Genomic DNA, 16051 nt, shown 5'->3' with positions numbered 1-16051 from the left:
ATCTCTGCAAAGAACCCGCAAGAGGACCAGAATCAATGTCAGAATCAAGACTTGTGTACTCCACAGATGTAGGCCGTATTGACACCAAAGAGCCAAAGCAAGAAGTTCAAGGGAAAGTTTTTAAAGACGGCGCCGTTCGTATTGAAAGACAAACTAAAGGGCGCAAAGGTAAAGGCGTTATGCTTGTCGTTGGCATAGATAGTGAACAGCATGATCTAAAGAAATTGGCAAAAACGCTTAAATCAAAAATGGGTCAAGGTGGCGCAGTTAAAGAAGGCGTTATTGAAATTCAAGGCGATGACAGAGAAAAGCTTAAGCAATTATTAGAAGGCCAAGGCTTCAAAGTGAAAATCGCAGGCGGTTAGGCGCTTATTATTTTCAGCCCCATGCTTTGGGGCTGAGCCGCTATACCGCAGGGGCAAACCGCAAAATCTCTGCTTCACTCAACGGCGGGCTGTAGTAATAACCTTGTACAATATAGCAGTTATTTTTCGCCAAGAACGTCATCTGAGCCTCAGTTTCCACCCCTTCAGCAATAACCTGCAAATTTAATTTTTGCGCCATTGCAATGATAGCAGCGGTGATTTCCATATCGTTCGGATCTTCAGGGATATCCTTTACAAAGGAGCGGTCAATTTTAAGTATATCAACTGGGAAACGCTTAATATAACTTAAAGACGAATAGCCTGTACCAAAGTCGTCAATAGACAGTGAAACGCCAAGCGCTTTGATATCTCTAAGTTGTATGATTGCCGCTTCTACGTCTCCCATCAGCATACTCTCAGTAAGTTCAAGGTGTAGTAGAGTCGGCTCCATCTCAGTTCTGTCAATAATATCTGACAGCGTACGGATCAATTGTGCGTCTTTAAACTGTCTCGCAGAAAGGTTGATGGATATGTTGGCAATCTTGCCCGCGGCTTTTAAACGACGAGAAAAATGGCACGCTTCTTCTAACACCCATGCACCAAGCTCTACGATTAGGCCTGTCGCTTCAGCAATTGGAATAAATTTACTTGGCGGAATGGTTCCTTCGCTTGGGTGGAACCAGCGAATAAGCGCTTCATAGCCTACAACCTCTCCACTTTCACTGTTCACTTGTGGTTGATAATGCAAGGTAAATTGTTGCGCTTTAATTGCTATACGCAGCTCGTTTTCTATATATAGGCGCTCGTTAGCGGCTTCGTCTAAATCTTGGCTATAGAAATGGTAAGTGTTCCGCCCTTTTGCTTTGGCCTGATACATTGCCAAATCTGCATGTTTCAGCAGCTGCTCTTCTTCTTTACTGTCAAACGGAGCCATCGTAATGCCAATACTTGCACTGACGATCACTTCGTTATTCCCCAGCTTTATTGGTTCTGCCAGTGTCTTTTGAATGATATTGGCAACTTCCATGGCATTTTCTCGCTCATTGATGCCACTCAGTAACACCGCAAACTCATCCCCACCCAATCTGGCAATGGTATCTTCTGCACGGAGGCGCTTTTTCAATCTCGTCGCGACTTCAAGCAATAAGCGGTCACCTGCGTCATGTCCCAATGTATCATTGATGCGTTTAAACTCATCTAAGTCAAAGTAAAATAGAGCAAAGGCGTAATGACCACGTTCGGCAAGCGCCATGGATTTACGTAACTGCATCCTGAAAAACGTTCGGTTGGCAAGGCCAGTTAAGGTATCAAAGTAAGCCAACTCTTCCATTTTACGCTGGCTTTCTTTTACAAACGAAATATCTTGGGCTGAGGCGACATAACTTGAAATTGCGCCGCCTTCTTCACGGATCGGTGACACGCTCAAACTGACCCAAATAGGCGCCTCTCTGTTACCCGCCAACATGGTATCCCCGCGCCAATGATTGCGACTGCGTAAGTCAATATCGATATCATCAATGAGAATTGCCATGTCTTTTGAAATAATACTCAAAAGCGGAGAGCCAATAAAATGCTGTTCATCATAGCCCGTCATTTCCTGCATTTTTGGATTGACGTACTCAATTTGAAAATGCTCATTGGTCAATACAACGCCAGTACCAGAGAAAGCCACAGCTTTTGACAAACGGTTTGCCGCCTTTTCAGCGATTTCCTTTTCTGTAATACGTTGATTTAGGCCATTTACAAGTTGTTTTATCTCAACACTCATGTCATTAAATGAGGCGTTCAATTGACCTATTTCGTCATCGGTATGCGGCAAGGTTGGCGTATCCCACTGCCCTCGACCAAATCCCTTCACTGCTTTAACGAGCGCATTGATGCGTTTGAGTACTAATTGATATAGAACCTGATGCAGTAATATCGCAACAAAAATGGCATACAGAATAAACAAACCAAAGAATTTAACTTTAAGCTCTTCAATGGCCGAGATAGCCGACGCCCGCTTCTTGTAGATCCCAATGTACCAATCTAAATTGGCAATATGGGTCACGTGCATAATATGCCAGTTGTCTTTATATCTAAATTCATCTTGGATATTTGGCAGCTTAGTAATAAGTGCAGTTTGTACTATTTTACTCAAATCTTCCGGTAGCTTGTTGTGGTCCAATAGCTGCCCAGTCGCAGCGGTGGTTTTAAACAGGCCGGGAGCTGCCAATAATCGACCCTGTTTATCAAAAACGATGAAACCTTGCTGATGGTCAGATTTAGGTAGTTTTTCGAGTAAGGTGGTCAACTCTATATCGCTACCCGTTAACCCAAGGTATTTGTCATGTAAGTATAAAGGCACCAAAATACTGACCACCCATTTGTTCCAAACCCTATCAAAATACACGCCCGACCATACCGCTTCCCTCGTTGGGTTTTGTTCAGCATGTAAAACAGGCAAGTTATGAAGCTGATTATTTACCAGCCTCGGGTCTTTCGCTAATAGGGCATTAGGAGGTGCAACACGGACAAATCCGTCTTTTGTAGAGAGGTAAAAATTAAAGAAATCCTGTAACAGCGGGGGCGCAAGAATATTCCAAAGCAATTCAGATTCAGAAAATAACTTTTGCACTGACTGCAATTTTAAATCGCCAGTATACATAGCTGCAGAAAGGCCATTTTTGGCTGTACTCGCTAAGTTTTCGCCACGCTTGTCGACACTCGCTTGTGCGCCAGATAAATCTTGAACACCGTAAAGTAAGTGTTTGGAAACTACTGAATTGGCTTGTTCGGCCAAGTTGGCTTTAAGATCGAGGTAATTTGAGAACTGATTGTTCACCTGTGCACTAAAACGCTTAAGCTCATCATACTCTTCATAGATCAACTGCTTTTCTTCAGATTTTAGCATCAATGCTGCAGCAAAAACGCCCGCGATCAAACACACGGCCGAAATCAACATCGACAGCTTTACACTTAAAGAGCTTGCACCATATCTTGATGGGGGACGACGATTGCCCACAAGTTAACCTATTCTTCTATTTACAGTGGTGGTGTTGCCTGAATATACCAGAATATTTTTCGACTCGCCAATAAGTTACGTTTGATTAACGTACTTAACTCACTGAGATTGGTCACTTATCTACTAAATAACTTAGGTTTTTGCCAATACGTCCAAAGTAGTACTTGTTTTCTCGTTTAGTTCTATGCTAATAATGTATTCAGTTTCAAAGTAAGGTTTGAATAAATGAATTTCATCACACGCAACAGCAACACATATTTCTTTTTTAGCTTCTTTAGGTGAAGAGGCTTGACTGTTCGCGAGTGAAAAAGAATAGCTAAGCCTCCCAACTTCGGGAGGCTTTTTTTTTTGGCTAAATGGGAGTGAGGACCTATGACACAAAATACATTAGATGCCCTTAGGCATGACATTAATGAGATAGATTCGGAATTACTGATTTTACTGGCAAAGCGACGTCGCATTAGTCATGGCGTGCTGGAATATAAGATTGCCAACAACAAACCTATCCGTGATGAAGCACGTGAGCAGGCACTACTAGAGAAACTGATCCGATATGGTAAATCTCTGGGTCTTGATGCCTTTTATATAAACAGCGTTTTCCAAACTATCTTAGAAGACTCTGTATTAAACCAGCAAGCCATGCTGCAAAAGAACTTAAACCCCGATGCAGTAGGTGATACACACCGCGTTGCCTACTTGGGTGGACAAGGCTCTTATAGCCAGCTTGCTTGTCATAAATACTTCAGCCGTCGTCCCGGTAAGCTTGTGGAAATGGGTTGCCAAAGCTTTGAGCAAATCACCGAGCAGGTAGAGAAAGGCCAGGCTGACTTTGGTATCTTACCTATTGAAAATACCAGTTCAGGCAGTATCAACGAGGTCTTCGATTTATTGCAACATGCGCAAGTATCTATTGTGGGCGAAGTAACGCATACCGTAGAGCATTGCCTCCTAGCTTTGCCAGACACAGAATTACAAGCGATCGACAAAATTTATGCGCACCCCCAACCTTTTGCGCAGTGCAGCCGTTTTATTCAAGGTCTGGGGGATATTCAGCATGAAACTTGCGACTCGACCTCTAGTGCATTAAAAGAAGCAGCAGAGCACCCAAACAGTGCCGCGATTGGCTCTGCACAAGCAGGTAAGAATATGGGTCTAGAAGTGGTGAAGTCTGGCCTTGCGAATCAGACCGAAAACCATAGCCGCTTTATTGTAGTAGCAAGAAAAGCACTTCAAGTGTCTACTCAAATCCCAACCAAAACCAGTTTAATTATGGCCACTAAACAGCAAGTAGGCTCACTTGCTGACGCGCTGATGGTATTTAAACAGCACAATATCAATATGGTTAAGCTAGAGTCACGCCCAGTACCTGGTAACCCTTGGGAAGAAGTCTTTTACGTTGATTTACTTGCCAATATTGCGGACTCACAAGTCCAAATAGCACTTGAAGAATTAAAAGATCATACCCAGTTTGTACGCTTGTTGGGCTGCTACCAAAGCGAGTCTTTGCAAGCCGTAGATGTATTATAATAGATCATACTAAGTCACTCCCATAGAGACAAATAAAAAGCCAGAGCGCAAATTGCATTCTGGCTTTTTTGGTTGAGATTTATTTAACTCAGGTTATTTAGGCTATTCGTCGCTAAGACCAAGGAGCTCAATTTCTGAGACTTGTACTAGGCCATCGTTATTCGCATTTTTGCTAATATTTAGACGATAGCTGCTATAGGCAAAAGCATTGGAGAAAGTAAACGCTCTTCGTTGTAAGCGCTCATCCCAGCTCTCACCCACCCAAACCGCGACTTCTGTCCACGTCTCACCGCCATCATTAGAACCGAGTAATTGGAAATTTTCGGGATCGCGCTCTGGTGCATCATTGGCACTGATGATTGCCAAACCACTCACAATCTGTGGCACAGTAAAATCAGCTTGGATCCAAGATGGTGATTCCTCTGTTGGCGGGCCTTGCCACTCATTGTGATCTAGCCATTTTGTCTCGATATCATTATCAAACGCCTTTTGTTCACTTTCCGCATCTCCAATACGATTACGCGCGGTAAAGCTTGTTCCAGCCAAGTCAGACAAATCTTCAAGTGCATACTGAGGTCCAGCGAGTTCAATTTCAGCTACTTGCACTAATCCATCATCATTCGCATTTTTACTGATAGACAAGCGATAATGTGAGTAAGCCAAACCATTAGCAAACGCGAAGGCACGACGTTCAAAACGCGATTCAAACGATTCCCCTACCCAAGTATTTAATACTTGCCACACTTCCCCATCGTGAGATGCTAAAAGTTGGAAGTTTTCAGGGTCACGCTCCGGCGCATCATTGGCGCTGGTAATGTACAAAGTATTTACCGCTTGCGCTTGCGGCAAGCTAACTTGAACCCAAGCCGGATTTTCAACCGTGGGTGGCCCCTGCCAGTCGTTGTGATCGAGCCATTTAGTCTCAACATTTTTATCAAATGCTTGCGCTGCGCCCTCTGAATCACTAATGCTAAAACGCGCCGAGTAACTCGCACCTTGTACTTGTGCATGATCTAATCCAGAGATTTCTGGACCGATTAATTCAATCTCAGCAAGCTGCATCAAGCCATCATTATTTTTGTTCTTGGTTATCTCAAGGCGATAGCTTTGGTATGGCAATTGATTCGCTACCGCAAAGCTTTGGCGCTTCCCTCGCGCTTCAAAAGACTCACCAATCCAATTACTCAACTGCTGCCATGTAACCCCATTATCGTTAGAGCCAAACAAAGCAAAGTTCTCAGGATCTCGCTCTGGTGCATCATTGGCGCTCGTTATCGCAAGCTGATTAACCGCCACAGCCTCATTAAAATCTACTTGGATCCATGAAGGCACTTCGACGGTAGGTGGGCCTTGCCAATCATTATGATCTAGCCACTTAGTGGTAGGGTCGTTATCAAATGCCTTATCTTGGTTTTCCTCCTCACCGATACTGTTGCTTGCCGTGACCGCAAACGTCTCAGTATCAGTATGGTCAACGCTCGGATAAACCGGCCCGACAAATTGAATTTCTCCAATTTGCAGTAAGCCATCGTTATTTTTGTTCTTTGTCACTGCAATTCGGTAGCTTGTATACTTTTGCGCATTACCAAATACAAAGCCTTGACGTTCAAAGCGCGCTTCAAACGACGCCCCAACCACATTACCCAAATTAACCCAACTCGCACCCTCATCATTAGAAGCTAATAAAGAGAAGTTTTCAGGGTCTCGCTCTGGGGCATCATTAGCACTGGTAATGTAAACACCGCTAATTGCTTGTTGAGTGGGAAAATCCACCTGGATCCAAGATGGCGCTTCCTCAGTAGGTGGCCCCTGCCAGTCATTGTGGTCAAGCCATTTAGTTTGTGGATCGCCATCAAATGCTTTGTCTGCACTCTCAGCATCACCAATAGCATTTCTTGCTGTGATAGTGGCACCTGATGTCACGACTTGCTGCATGGGTCCCGTGGATACTGGCTCATCAAATAATGGTAACGCTAAGTCCATAATACTATCGGCACTAAGATCTAGCTGCGCAGTTAATGGGTGAGCTTGAAGCGCGTTGTAAATTGGCAATCGAAGCGCTTCAAGTGCAACTTCATCACCGCCAAGTGCGGCGCTAAGATTGCTAGCAGAGTTGCTTAAAACGCCTTGCAAAGAGCCTTGCTCGTCAAACTGGGCAAATGCAGCATTGAATAGAGAAAGCTTTTGCACACTCTCGGAAACATACGTCATCTCGCAATTTTGCTCACCAGAGTCAGAGGTTGTGCAAGTTTCCCCTAATTCAAAATTCGTTAATTGATCGGCGCTAACCACAGGTAACTCAAAAACATTGGTGTTCCCGGTTTGCCAGCCAAGGGCCCGAAGCAATAACGCAGACATCTCCACTTTTGCCAATGCCATTAATTCGGGCGTAGAGACATTACGCCCCTCAGCAATTTGCTGCTCCACCAGCATGGTTGCTAGTGTCGTCAAGGCGTTGATTTGTAAGGTAGCATCAGCACTGCCATCGGCATTTGAACCAAACGGCACGGCGACATGACTCAAGGTAGCCAAAGTCACACCAGCAATGTAATCGCCACTTACCTGCTCCCCAATTCCTGCAGAACCACAGCGACTGGCGTCGCAGCGCATCTGCGAGCCTTCGCTCGTTGTGGCGGTCACTTTAATGGTGGAATTAATGCCAAACCCGGCTTTACCCGTCAGTTCTATAAACAACTCCCCCGATTGACTGGTTGCCGAGTTCTCATCCATCATCATGCTAGAGCCATTGAGCGCCGTCACCGAAATGCGGGCTTGGCTCAACGCGCCTTTTATCACTGAACCTGATACTTCTGCCGTCGTCACAGCAGGGGTTACTGGCACTTCTTCAACTTTTGGGTCATCGCTCCCGCCGCCACATGCAGCCAATAAACTGCTAACGGCAATGAGCGGGATCGCATTTCTTATTTTATTTAACGTTTTCATATTTATCCCTTCTTACATATCAACCAACTCGTGTGACTAGGTTGATATAAACGCACCACAAGCAGGTGATAAGCCGTGATATTGTTTCTCGTTGTACTGACACGACTTCACCCTGTTTGCATTACTTTATGGTTATCGCCAAAGTTAAAATCGATAGGTGATCCCGGCATAGTAGCGCTGCCCGGTGTAGCTGCTGCTGCGCAATCTCGCTTTAGAATCTTCACCATAAAAGGTTCTCGGTTCTTCTTTGGTTAGGTTGATCACAGACGCGGTTAGGATCAGGTTTTCCATCAAGTTATAAGAAGCGTTCACATCAACTTGTTGGTATGGTTCCTGATATACAGTGAGCCCGTCAGCAAGCCCCAGAGCGGTTTCTCCTCGGCGGTTATATGATGCTCTGACACTAAAGGTGTCATTCTCGTAATAGGCGGAGAAGTTAAATTGATTATCGGCACTGCCAACAAGCGCAGACTCACCGACCTTTTCACCGTCTACGCTAATGTCTGCCTGATTAGTATCGTTTAGGGTGTAGTTAACGTTGAGACCAAAGCCATTGTCGAATGCATGTTGTGCAAACAGCTCTATTCCCCGAGAGGTTGCATTTGTACCATTGGCGGTGGTGGTAAACGGCGTGACGGTAATATCACCCGGCGGCACAATTTCAACACCGGTAAAAGGATTATTAAAGCCCTCAAACGGCCTTACTGAGGTAATGATCAAGGGCACGATAAAGTTATCTACGTCTTTGTTGAATACCGCAATCCCAACCGCAGATCCTTCGCCATAATAATACTCCGCAGATAAATCCATCTGTACCGATTCAAATGGTTTTAGCGCCTTGTTACCACCGGAGCCGCGCCACCCTGGCTCCACAGGGTTGCCTCTAAACTCTAGTCTATCATCAGCCCATTCTTGAGAGATAAAGGTCAGCTGCTCTGGCGCACCCATGTCGTTGAACGGAGCTCGAGACATCGTTTTGGCGATAGCACCACGTATAACAAGATTGTCGCTGGCATCCCAGACAATATTGAAACTAGGTAAAAATTGCGAGTCGGTTACGGTACGCACGGTGGTGGTTTCAACGTCAATAAGGCGCTCATCACCTAAAATATCCTCTTCGGTGACATCATCAATGTCATCTAAAAAGTAGTTAATTTTATCCGATGACATAATCTGCGTTTCAGTCTCGACATAGCGTACCCCGATGTTTCCTCTAAAATCTCCAAAAGAAAAATCGGCCTGTAGATAGGCGGCCATGATCTCTTCTTCTATGTCGAACACAAAATCAGGCTCACGGCGCGTGTGCTTAACATATTCACTGGTCACGATTTCACGGTATCTATCCCAATTTATCGTGGGCATCGCATTTACTTCAAAACCGCCTGGGATATTTTGTTCAGACGTTGCGTTCAAAATATCTTCCAGTTTTGGCATACCACCAATCCACTGATAAGACACCTCATCAATGGCACCTTGACTGAATGGATCAAGCTCGCCGCTGGCAATTCTGTCAGCCCCATCTTGAGTGATGAAGAAGGTGTTGTTGGTTTCGCGATGCAGTGTCGCTTTACGATATTTAGCACCGACACGCAGCGTATCAACGATGCCGTACCCGACGCGATAATCAAGGTCTAACTGAGCATAGTCCTCTTCTAAGTCACTGACGACAAAGCTTGAACCTGTCGACCCCGGATCGGGATCGCCGGCAATACCAGCCTGAAGGTTAGACAACAAAGCGGGATCGGCGTACAGCGACACTCTGTCACCTAATCGCCATCCAGCAAATGAAGCGGCGTTTTCAACTTGGCCTGAGTCGCTGCGACTCGCAGGTTGGCCGCTTTTATATGCCGCACTCCAAGACTCTGAAGGGCCACCGCTGGCTTCAGTGTGGCCAAATTTACCGCGCAAATCATATAAATCACCAGCATATTCAAAGGCGAAGTCATAGGTATCCGAGGTATCTTTTTCTACCGTATAACTACCAATGATCCAGGGAAATTCAAGATTCCCTTCAGTGCCACCAGCGCCACTGGTAAAGTCCATGCCAGTCACAATCGTACCGGTTTCGTCTAGGGTAATACCGGTCAGATAATCTGGGTTGTACTTCCATTCTGGGATCCACATTTGTGACGTGGTGCGATTTTGCCCAAGCTCAAAATGAAAATGATTGAATGTTAAAGATAAATCATCTATTGGACGCCATTGAATGGTGGCTTGTAACCCCTGACGTTCACGTTTTTCTTTGGTTACCCCAACACCTGCAACTTGCGGTGCCCAAACACCATCATAAACGTTACCATAAGCATCTTCTAACGCTGCAAATCGGCGTGTACTATCAGCAATCACATTGCCCGCCGTGTCCGTTGCTGGCAAGTCTGAACTTGTTGCCCAACGCCAACCGCCACCGCCCGACATATCACCGCCTAAAGAGCGGTTGGTGCGGTCTTGTTTGGTATAACCAACTAGCAAGCCAAAAGTTTCTTCTTCGTTCTTCCAAGAATAAACGCCGCTAAAATTAGGCTCGTACTCTTCAGTCACATCAGCGTAGGTATATTCAACATTCAACGCCCCAGAATTTGCCTCCATATCCAGTGGTTTGCGGCTGTGAAGAATAACCGTGCCGCCAACCCCACCTTCATCTAAACGCGCCTCTGAAGACTTAAAGACTTCAACCGATTGCACCATGGTAGAAGGCAACAAAGAGTAACTAAAAGAGCGCGACGGCGAGCCCGGAGAAGAAGCGATAAAATTGCCGTTTAACTGCGTAAAAGTAAGATCAGAGGAAAGACCACGAATACTGACGTTTTCCCCTTCCCCGCCACTACGAGAAATCACCACACCGGGTACGCGTTGCAGTGAATCCGCCACATTTTTATCGGGAAACTTGCCGATGTCTTCTGCTGTAATGGCATCCACAATCGCGTTTGATAAACGCTTAATCGCCAAGTTTTCGGCCATAGATGCGCGGATCCCACGCACCTCAATTGTTTCGATTTCCTGCGCTTCCTCTTTTTCGGTTTCTTCAGCCATTGCCCAGTTAGTAGCTGATAACATAGCGAGGACCAGTGCAGACTTGCTAAATTGCCGTGACCTTCCTGTCACATGGCGTCTGTTATTATTATTGGCCATTCCTATCTCCAAGTTTTTTATAATTTGTAAAGCCACGACGTCCCTTGCTGCTCCATGACGCATGACTTTGTGACGACCCTTTTTTGTTTCCCTATAGGGGTTAATGGTTTGTGAAACACTCGTTCAGAATAGGAGCGCTCTACAAAAAGTGATAATAGAATTTCGGTTTGCACTAAGACAAAATCGGCGTTTAGGTCAAAAAAAGATCCAATTTCAATTTCCTTGGTTTATAGTCTGATTAACATAAAAACTCATTATTAGTTTCTATATTAGGCAATTTAAAAACGTTCCAAACATGTGTAACCAAATGTTTTTATTGAACTAATTAAATATTCAAAACCAAGCATTTTAAACTTTAAAATTATTCAACTTCAAGAGTGAAATATGAATTTGGCAAACTATTCAGGTAAAAACTTGGAAATATGCCTCAGCAGCGATAATCCTCATTTGTTGCAGCGAAATGCACAAATTGCTTTTGCATCTGGGGCAACAAGGATAGAACTCTGTGGTGTACTGAGTTGCGGTGGCTTGACCCCAAACCCGACGGCGATAGCGGCAGTTGCCCAGTATTTACCAAGCTTTGGCGAATGTATTGTGATGTTACGCCAAGCACCGCATTTTTTTATTGATGACGCCATGCTATATCAGTTACAAAAAGGGATAGATGGCATTGCTTGCGCTGGCGCAACTGGTATTGCGCTTGGTTTTATCGACGACAATCAAGAGATAGCGACTGACCATTGTCGAGCACTCATTGCCACGGCAAAATCCTTAGGCCTTTCTGTCACCTTTCATCGCGCCTTTGACGCCGCTGCAAACTGGCAGCAGGCAGCCGAGACGCTGCTAGAGTTAGGCGTTGAGCGGGTCTTAACCGCCGGCAATACATGGCAAAGTGGCAAAGGCGCAGCGTTTGGTACCAGTCAGCTTATTGCCTTACTGAAAAAACTCAATGCTGAAATCGAAGTTGTGATTGGTGGAGGGGTCAACACGATAAACGCAGCGGATCTTTGGCTTTTAAGTGAATTTGGTCCACTCTCTCTACATACTCACTCTGGCGTGCATCATGGCGATGAAGTTTGCCCAAGGCTAGTTAATGCAATACTCACCGGATCAGAAAAGGCAATACAATGACAGCATCGAAGCTATTTTTAGGGATTGATGGTGGCGGGACGAAATGTAAAGTCCGCCTCGAGGATCAACATGGACAGCTCCTTGCCGAGGCCACCAGCGGCCCTGCAAACATAGCAACATCAATACATCAGGCCCAAGAGTCAATGTTGAGCGCAACAATGACAGCGCTGACAAATGCAAAAATCCCCCATCACGATATTGCTAACATCAGTGCCTTTGCAGGACTTGCCGGCGCGAACGTCACGACGGCTTGTGAGGCGATGCAGCAATGGCGTTCCCCTTTTGCCCGTTTTCAATTTTCAACCGATGCACACATTGCTTGCCTTGGTGCGCATCAACACCAAGATGGCGGTGTAATCATTCTTGGCACCGGATTTTGCGCGGGTCTGGTGACGCATGGACAATTTAGGGAGTTCGGTGGTCACGGGTTATTACTCAGTGATGGTGCAAGTGGCAGTTGGATCGGTTTGAGTTTAGTGAAGCATGCCATCGAGGTGCTTGATACACTTTCCCCTAGCAGTCTGATGATTGAGTCGTTTTTGGCTGCCATGAATTGCCACAGTACCGAACAGCTAGTCAAACTCACGCTAAACGCCACTCCCCAGTATTTTGCCCAGTTTGCTCAACATGTTTTTGCTACGCCAAACGATCCCTATGCCGAGCAGATCTTAAGTAGCGCGGCACGGTTTATTGAGCGCTATGTCCGTCATTTGCAGAGCTTAGGGGCACAGAAAGTCGCGCTAGTTGGGGGCATTGCTATGCCTATACGTCCATGGTTAGCTGCCGAATACGAAAATGCGCTGGTAACACCAGCATTATCACCAGAAGTCGCAGCGTTAACGCTCGCTCGACGTTAACTCTTTACGTAATTGCGACGGGATTTCACCAAATAAACGACGAAACTGCTTGCTAAAATAACTTGGCTCTGAAAAGCCACACTGATAAGCGACTTGTGATACTGGTAAGCGTGTTTCGACCAATAATTTACGGGCATTTTCCAATCTCACTTCGTTGATAAATTGATTCGGGGTTTTGGCTAAATGCTTTTTAAATCTGCGTTCCAGTGCGCTTACCGACAGGTGAGCAAGTTCCGCCAATTCTTCGATACAAATATGACGATGGTAATGTGCCCGAATAAATTCAACGGGCGCTTCAATAGCTCTTACGTGAGACAACGCCTTTGACGTTTTCGCTAGATGTCGCGTAACACCATAAGTGCCCATAATCGCATTTTCGCCGTCAAGTAACACTTTTTTTGACGTGGAAAACCATGCCAATTCCCCATTTTCGGTTTGGTTGAGTTCTAATCTATCCGTCACGATAAAGCCTTCCATCACTCGTTTATCATCGTTAACGTATTGGAATGCCAAGTGTTGCGGTGAAAAGTCAAAATCGGTTTTCAGTAAGATTTGATCTAGGGTTTTATAGCCCTGATGTTCAACAAAGTGTTGGTTCGCATGCACTATTCTACTTTTTGTGTCTTTGACCCAAAAGAGGATGTCCGGGATCAGATCAAATGCTGCAATCAATTGATTTACGCCAGCTTTATTCAATATTGTTTGCTCTTCCATTGCCCTATTTACCGCCTTTTTATAATTATAATAATTTATTTTAAACGCCGATTTTGTTGCATTGTCAACCGAATTTTTATTATCACTTTGACGCCACTGTTACCTATTATCAATAACATCAGATTAACTTACCTCGATAACTCGACGGAGCTAAACGATGGATAATAACAAAATCCGCATGGCCATGATCGGTGGTGGAGAAGGCGCTTTCATAGGTGCAGTGCACCGCATAGCTGCGCGTTTAGATGGTCAAATTGAACTTGTTGCAGGCGCATTTAGCGCCGATCCAAACAAAAGCCTCGCAATGGGCCAGCAACTCGGGCTTAACCCAGCACGTTGCTATGCCAGCTACCAAGCACTCTTACAACAAGAAGCGGAACTACCAGAGTCGAAGCGCATCCACTTTGTTGCCATCGTGACCCCAAACCATTTGCATTTTCCGATTGCCACAGCCGCTATCGAACACGGCTTTCACGTCTTGAGTGATAAACCTGCAACACTCAATTTATCTGAGGCTCTACGTCTACAAACACAGCTTCAAAAGAGCAATTGCTTGTACGGATTAACACACACCTATACCGGCTACCCGATGGTGAAAGAAGCACGCCACCGCATCGCAAACGGCGAACTTGGCAAAGTACGCAAAGTCGTCGTTGAATACAGTCAAGGGTGGCTTGCAAGTGCTGATGACGAAAATAGCAAGCAGGCCAGCTGGCGACTAGATGCAAGCAAGTCTGGCGTGAGTTGTTGTATGGGCGATATCGGTGTGCACGCAGCGAACCTTGCCGAATATGTGAGTGGCTTGGAGATAGAGGCGCTTTGTGCAGATTTAAACACGGTTGTGTCCGGCCGACAGCTCGACGATGACGGCACAGTGTTACTGCGCTTTGGCAACGGTGCCAAGGGCGTGTTGATGGCAAGCCAAATAGCACTAGGCGAAGAAAATAATCTCACCTTAAAAATCTATGGTGACAAAGCCAGTATCGAATGGTCGCAAATGGAGCCTAATAGTTTGTGGTTACGTGCGGCAAATGCTCCAGCTCAGTTGATCCGCACAGGAGTGGGCTCACTTAGCCAAGCAGCCATTAGCGCAACCCGTGTGCCAGCCGGTCACCCTGAGGGATATCTGGAAGCATTTGCAAATATCTACCTTAACTTCGCCAACCTTATTCGTGCACACCAGCAGCAAGCCAATGTGCAACACGAAGAATTTGACGTGCCAAGTATTAACGCTGCAGTCCGTGGCATGGCATTTATTGAAAACGCGGTCGCAGCTAGTGCAAAAGACACTAAGTGGCACCCCTTTACCATTGGATAAAATAAGAATGAAGCAAATTAAAGGACCCGCTATTTTTCTCGCGCAGTTTGTCTCGGACGAGGCGCCATTTAACAATTTTAATAGTATTTGCCAGTGGGCAAGTAGCCTAGGTTATGAAGGTATTCAGCTACCAAGTTGGGAACAACGACTGTTTGATCTGCAAAAAGCCGCTGAAAGCCAAGATTATTGCGACGAGATCACTGGTATTGCCGCAGAGCATGGCCTTACTATTTCAGAGCTATCAACCCATTTGCAAGGTCAATTAGTGGCGGTGCATCCAGCTTATGACCAAATGTTTGACGGCTTTGCACCAGCAAAAGTGCATGGCTCTCCTCAGGCTCGTATGGAGTGGGCAACAGAGCAGCTAATGCTAGCGGCCAGTGCCAGTGCTAAGCTTGGGCTTACCAGTCACGCAAGCTTTTCTGGCGCCTTGCTCTGGCATACTTTTTATCCGTGGCCACAACGCCCAAATGGCTTAGTGGAACAAGGATTTGAGGAGCTCGCAAAACGCTGGTTGCCTATTTTAAACTGCTTTGACGAGGTTGGCGTGGATGTGTGCTATGAGCTTCATCCAGGTGAAGATCTACATGATGGCGTGACTTTTGAACGCTTTTTAGCGGCGACGAATAATCACCCGCGAGCCAATATTCTTTACGATCCAAGTCACTTTGTTTTACAGCAATTGGACTACTTAGCGTTTATCGACATCTATCATGAACGTATCAAAGCGTTCCATGTAAAAGATGCCGAATTTATCCCCAATGGCCGCTGCGGTGTTTACGGCGGATACCAAGGATGGCAACAACGGCCAGGACGGTTCCGTTCATTAGGTGACGGACAGGTCGACTTTAAGAAAATATTTAGTAAGTTAACACAGTACGGTTTTGATGGTTGGGCTGTATTGGAATGGGAATGCTGTATTAAGCACCCTGAAGATGGGGCCAAAGAAGGTGCTGAATTTATCAAACAGCACTTGATAAGACCAACCGAAAAAGCCTTCGATGATTTTGCAGGAAGTAGCACCGATACCGAACGCAATAATCAAATCCTCGGCATAAAATAA

Annotated in this window: 10 protein-coding genes; 6 read left to right on the top strand and 4 right to left on the bottom strand. The window is 45.6% G+C overall.

Annotated elements, in window-relative coordinates; genetic code table 11:
• The first annotated feature begins 35 nt into the window (after positions 1–35).
• A complete protein-coding gene (locus EXT48_RS04855) occupies positions 36–365 on the top strand; it encodes a translation initiation factor (RefSeq protein ID WP_017216143.1) in 330 nt (109 codons plus the stop codon).
• Between the two features lie 40 nt (positions 366–405).
• Here EXT48_RS04855 and EXT48_RS04850 read toward each other — a convergent pair whose 3' ends face one another.
• A complete protein-coding gene (locus EXT48_RS04850) occupies positions 406–3369 on the bottom strand; it encodes an EAL domain-containing protein (protein WP_130163749.1) in 2964 nt (987 codons plus the stop codon).
• Between the two features lie 372 nt (positions 3370–3741).
• On the opposite strand from EXT48_RS04850, the gene EXT48_RS04845 reads away from it, so the two are divergent.
• A complete protein-coding gene (locus EXT48_RS04845; RefSeq protein WP_130163748.1) occupies positions 3742–4896 on the top strand; it encodes a chorismate mutase in 1155 nt (384 codons plus the stop codon).
• A gap of 102 nt (positions 4897–4998) precedes the next feature.
• On the opposite strand, the gene EXT48_RS04840 is transcribed toward EXT48_RS04845, so the two are convergent.
• Both EXT48_RS04840 and EXT48_RS04835 read right to left on the bottom strand, forming a co-directional pair.
• Entirely contained in the window at positions 4999–7839 is a 2841-nt protein-coding gene (locus tag EXT48_RS04840) for a discoidin domain-containing protein (RefSeq protein ID WP_130163747.1), read from the bottom strand.
• Positions 7840–7983: 144 nt separating this feature from the next.
• The gene (locus tag EXT48_RS04835) at positions 7984–10968 is read right to left on the bottom strand and encodes a TonB-dependent receptor (protein ID WP_130163746.1); all 2985 of its coding nucleotides are present in this window, start codon (positions 10966–10968) and stop codon (positions 7984–7986) included.
• 384 nt (positions 10969–11352) lie between these two features.
• Between EXT48_RS04835 and EXT48_RS04830 the strand changes: the two genes are divergently transcribed.
• Complete coding sequence (locus tag EXT48_RS04830) at positions 11353–12099, top strand: copper homeostasis protein CutC (RefSeq protein ID WP_130163745.1); 747 nt, start codon at positions 11353–11355, stop codon at positions 12097–12099.
• Positions 12096–12956 (top strand): BadF/BadG/BcrA/BcrD ATPase family protein, encoded by an 861-nt coding sequence (locus EXT48_RS04825; RefSeq protein WP_130163744.1) that lies wholly within the window; start codon positions 12096–12098, stop codon positions 12954–12956. The genes EXT48_RS04830 and EXT48_RS04825 overlap by 4 nt, the downstream gene beginning before the upstream one ends.
• On the opposite strand, the gene EXT48_RS04820 is transcribed toward EXT48_RS04825, so the two are convergent.
• A complete protein-coding gene (locus EXT48_RS04820; protein WP_069018568.1) occupies positions 12936–13670 on the bottom strand; it encodes an AraC family transcriptional regulator in 735 nt (244 codons plus the stop codon). The genes EXT48_RS04825 and EXT48_RS04820 overlap by 21 nt on opposite strands.
• Before the next feature lie 157 nt (positions 13671–13827).
• On the opposite strand from EXT48_RS04820, the gene EXT48_RS04815 reads away from it, so the two are divergent.
• The gene (locus EXT48_RS04815) at positions 13828–14988 is read left to right on the top strand and encodes a Gfo/Idh/MocA family protein (RefSeq protein ID WP_130163743.1); all 1161 of its coding nucleotides are present in this window, start codon (positions 13828–13830) and stop codon (positions 14986–14988) included.
• A 7-nt stretch (positions 14989–14995) separates the two neighbouring features.
• Complete coding sequence (locus EXT48_RS04810; protein ID WP_130163742.1) at positions 14996–16051, top strand: sugar phosphate isomerase/epimerase; 1056 nt, start codon at positions 14996–14998, stop codon at positions 16049–16051.

Source organism: Pseudoalteromonas sp. CO348, from assembly GCF_004208845.1.
Classification (GTDB): domain Bacteria; phylum Pseudomonadota; class Gammaproteobacteria; order Enterobacterales; family Alteromonadaceae; genus Pseudoalteromonas; species Pseudoalteromonas maricaloris.
Note: the sequence above shows the minus strand (reverse complement) of the source record. Positions and strands in the feature narration are given on the sequence as shown.

Coding starts and splice junctions, on each gene's coding strand:
- EXT48_RS04835 (WP_130163746.1), bottom strand. CDS start 10,968: ATGGCCAATAATAATAACAGACGCCATGTGACAGGAAGGTCACGGCAA.
- EXT48_RS04825 (WP_130163744.1), top strand. CDS start 12,096: ATGACAGCATCGAAGCTATTTTTAGGGATTGATGGTGGCGGGACGAAA.
- EXT48_RS04855 (WP_017216143.1), top strand. CDS start 36: ATGTCAGAATCAAGACTTGTGTACTCCACAGATGTAGGCCGTATTGAC.
- EXT48_RS04830 (WP_130163745.1), top strand. CDS start 11,353: ATGAATTTGGCAAACTATTCAGGTAAAAACTTGGAAATATGCCTCAGC.
- EXT48_RS04810 (WP_130163742.1), top strand. CDS start 14,996: ATGAAGCAAATTAAAGGACCCGCTATTTTTCTCGCGCAGTTTGTCTCG.
- EXT48_RS04840 (WP_130163747.1), bottom strand. CDS start 7,839: ATGAAAACGTTAAATAAAATAAGAAATGCGATCCCGCTCATTGCCGTT.
- EXT48_RS04845 (WP_130163748.1), top strand. CDS start 3,742: ATGACACAAAATACATTAGATGCCCTTAGGCATGACATTAATGAGATA.
- EXT48_RS04820 (WP_069018568.1), bottom strand. CDS start 13,670: ATGGAAGAGCAAACAATATTGAATAAAGCTGGCGTAAATCAATTGATT.
- EXT48_RS04815 (WP_130163743.1), top strand. CDS start 13,828: ATGGATAATAACAAAATCCGCATGGCCATGATCGGTGGTGGAGAAGGC.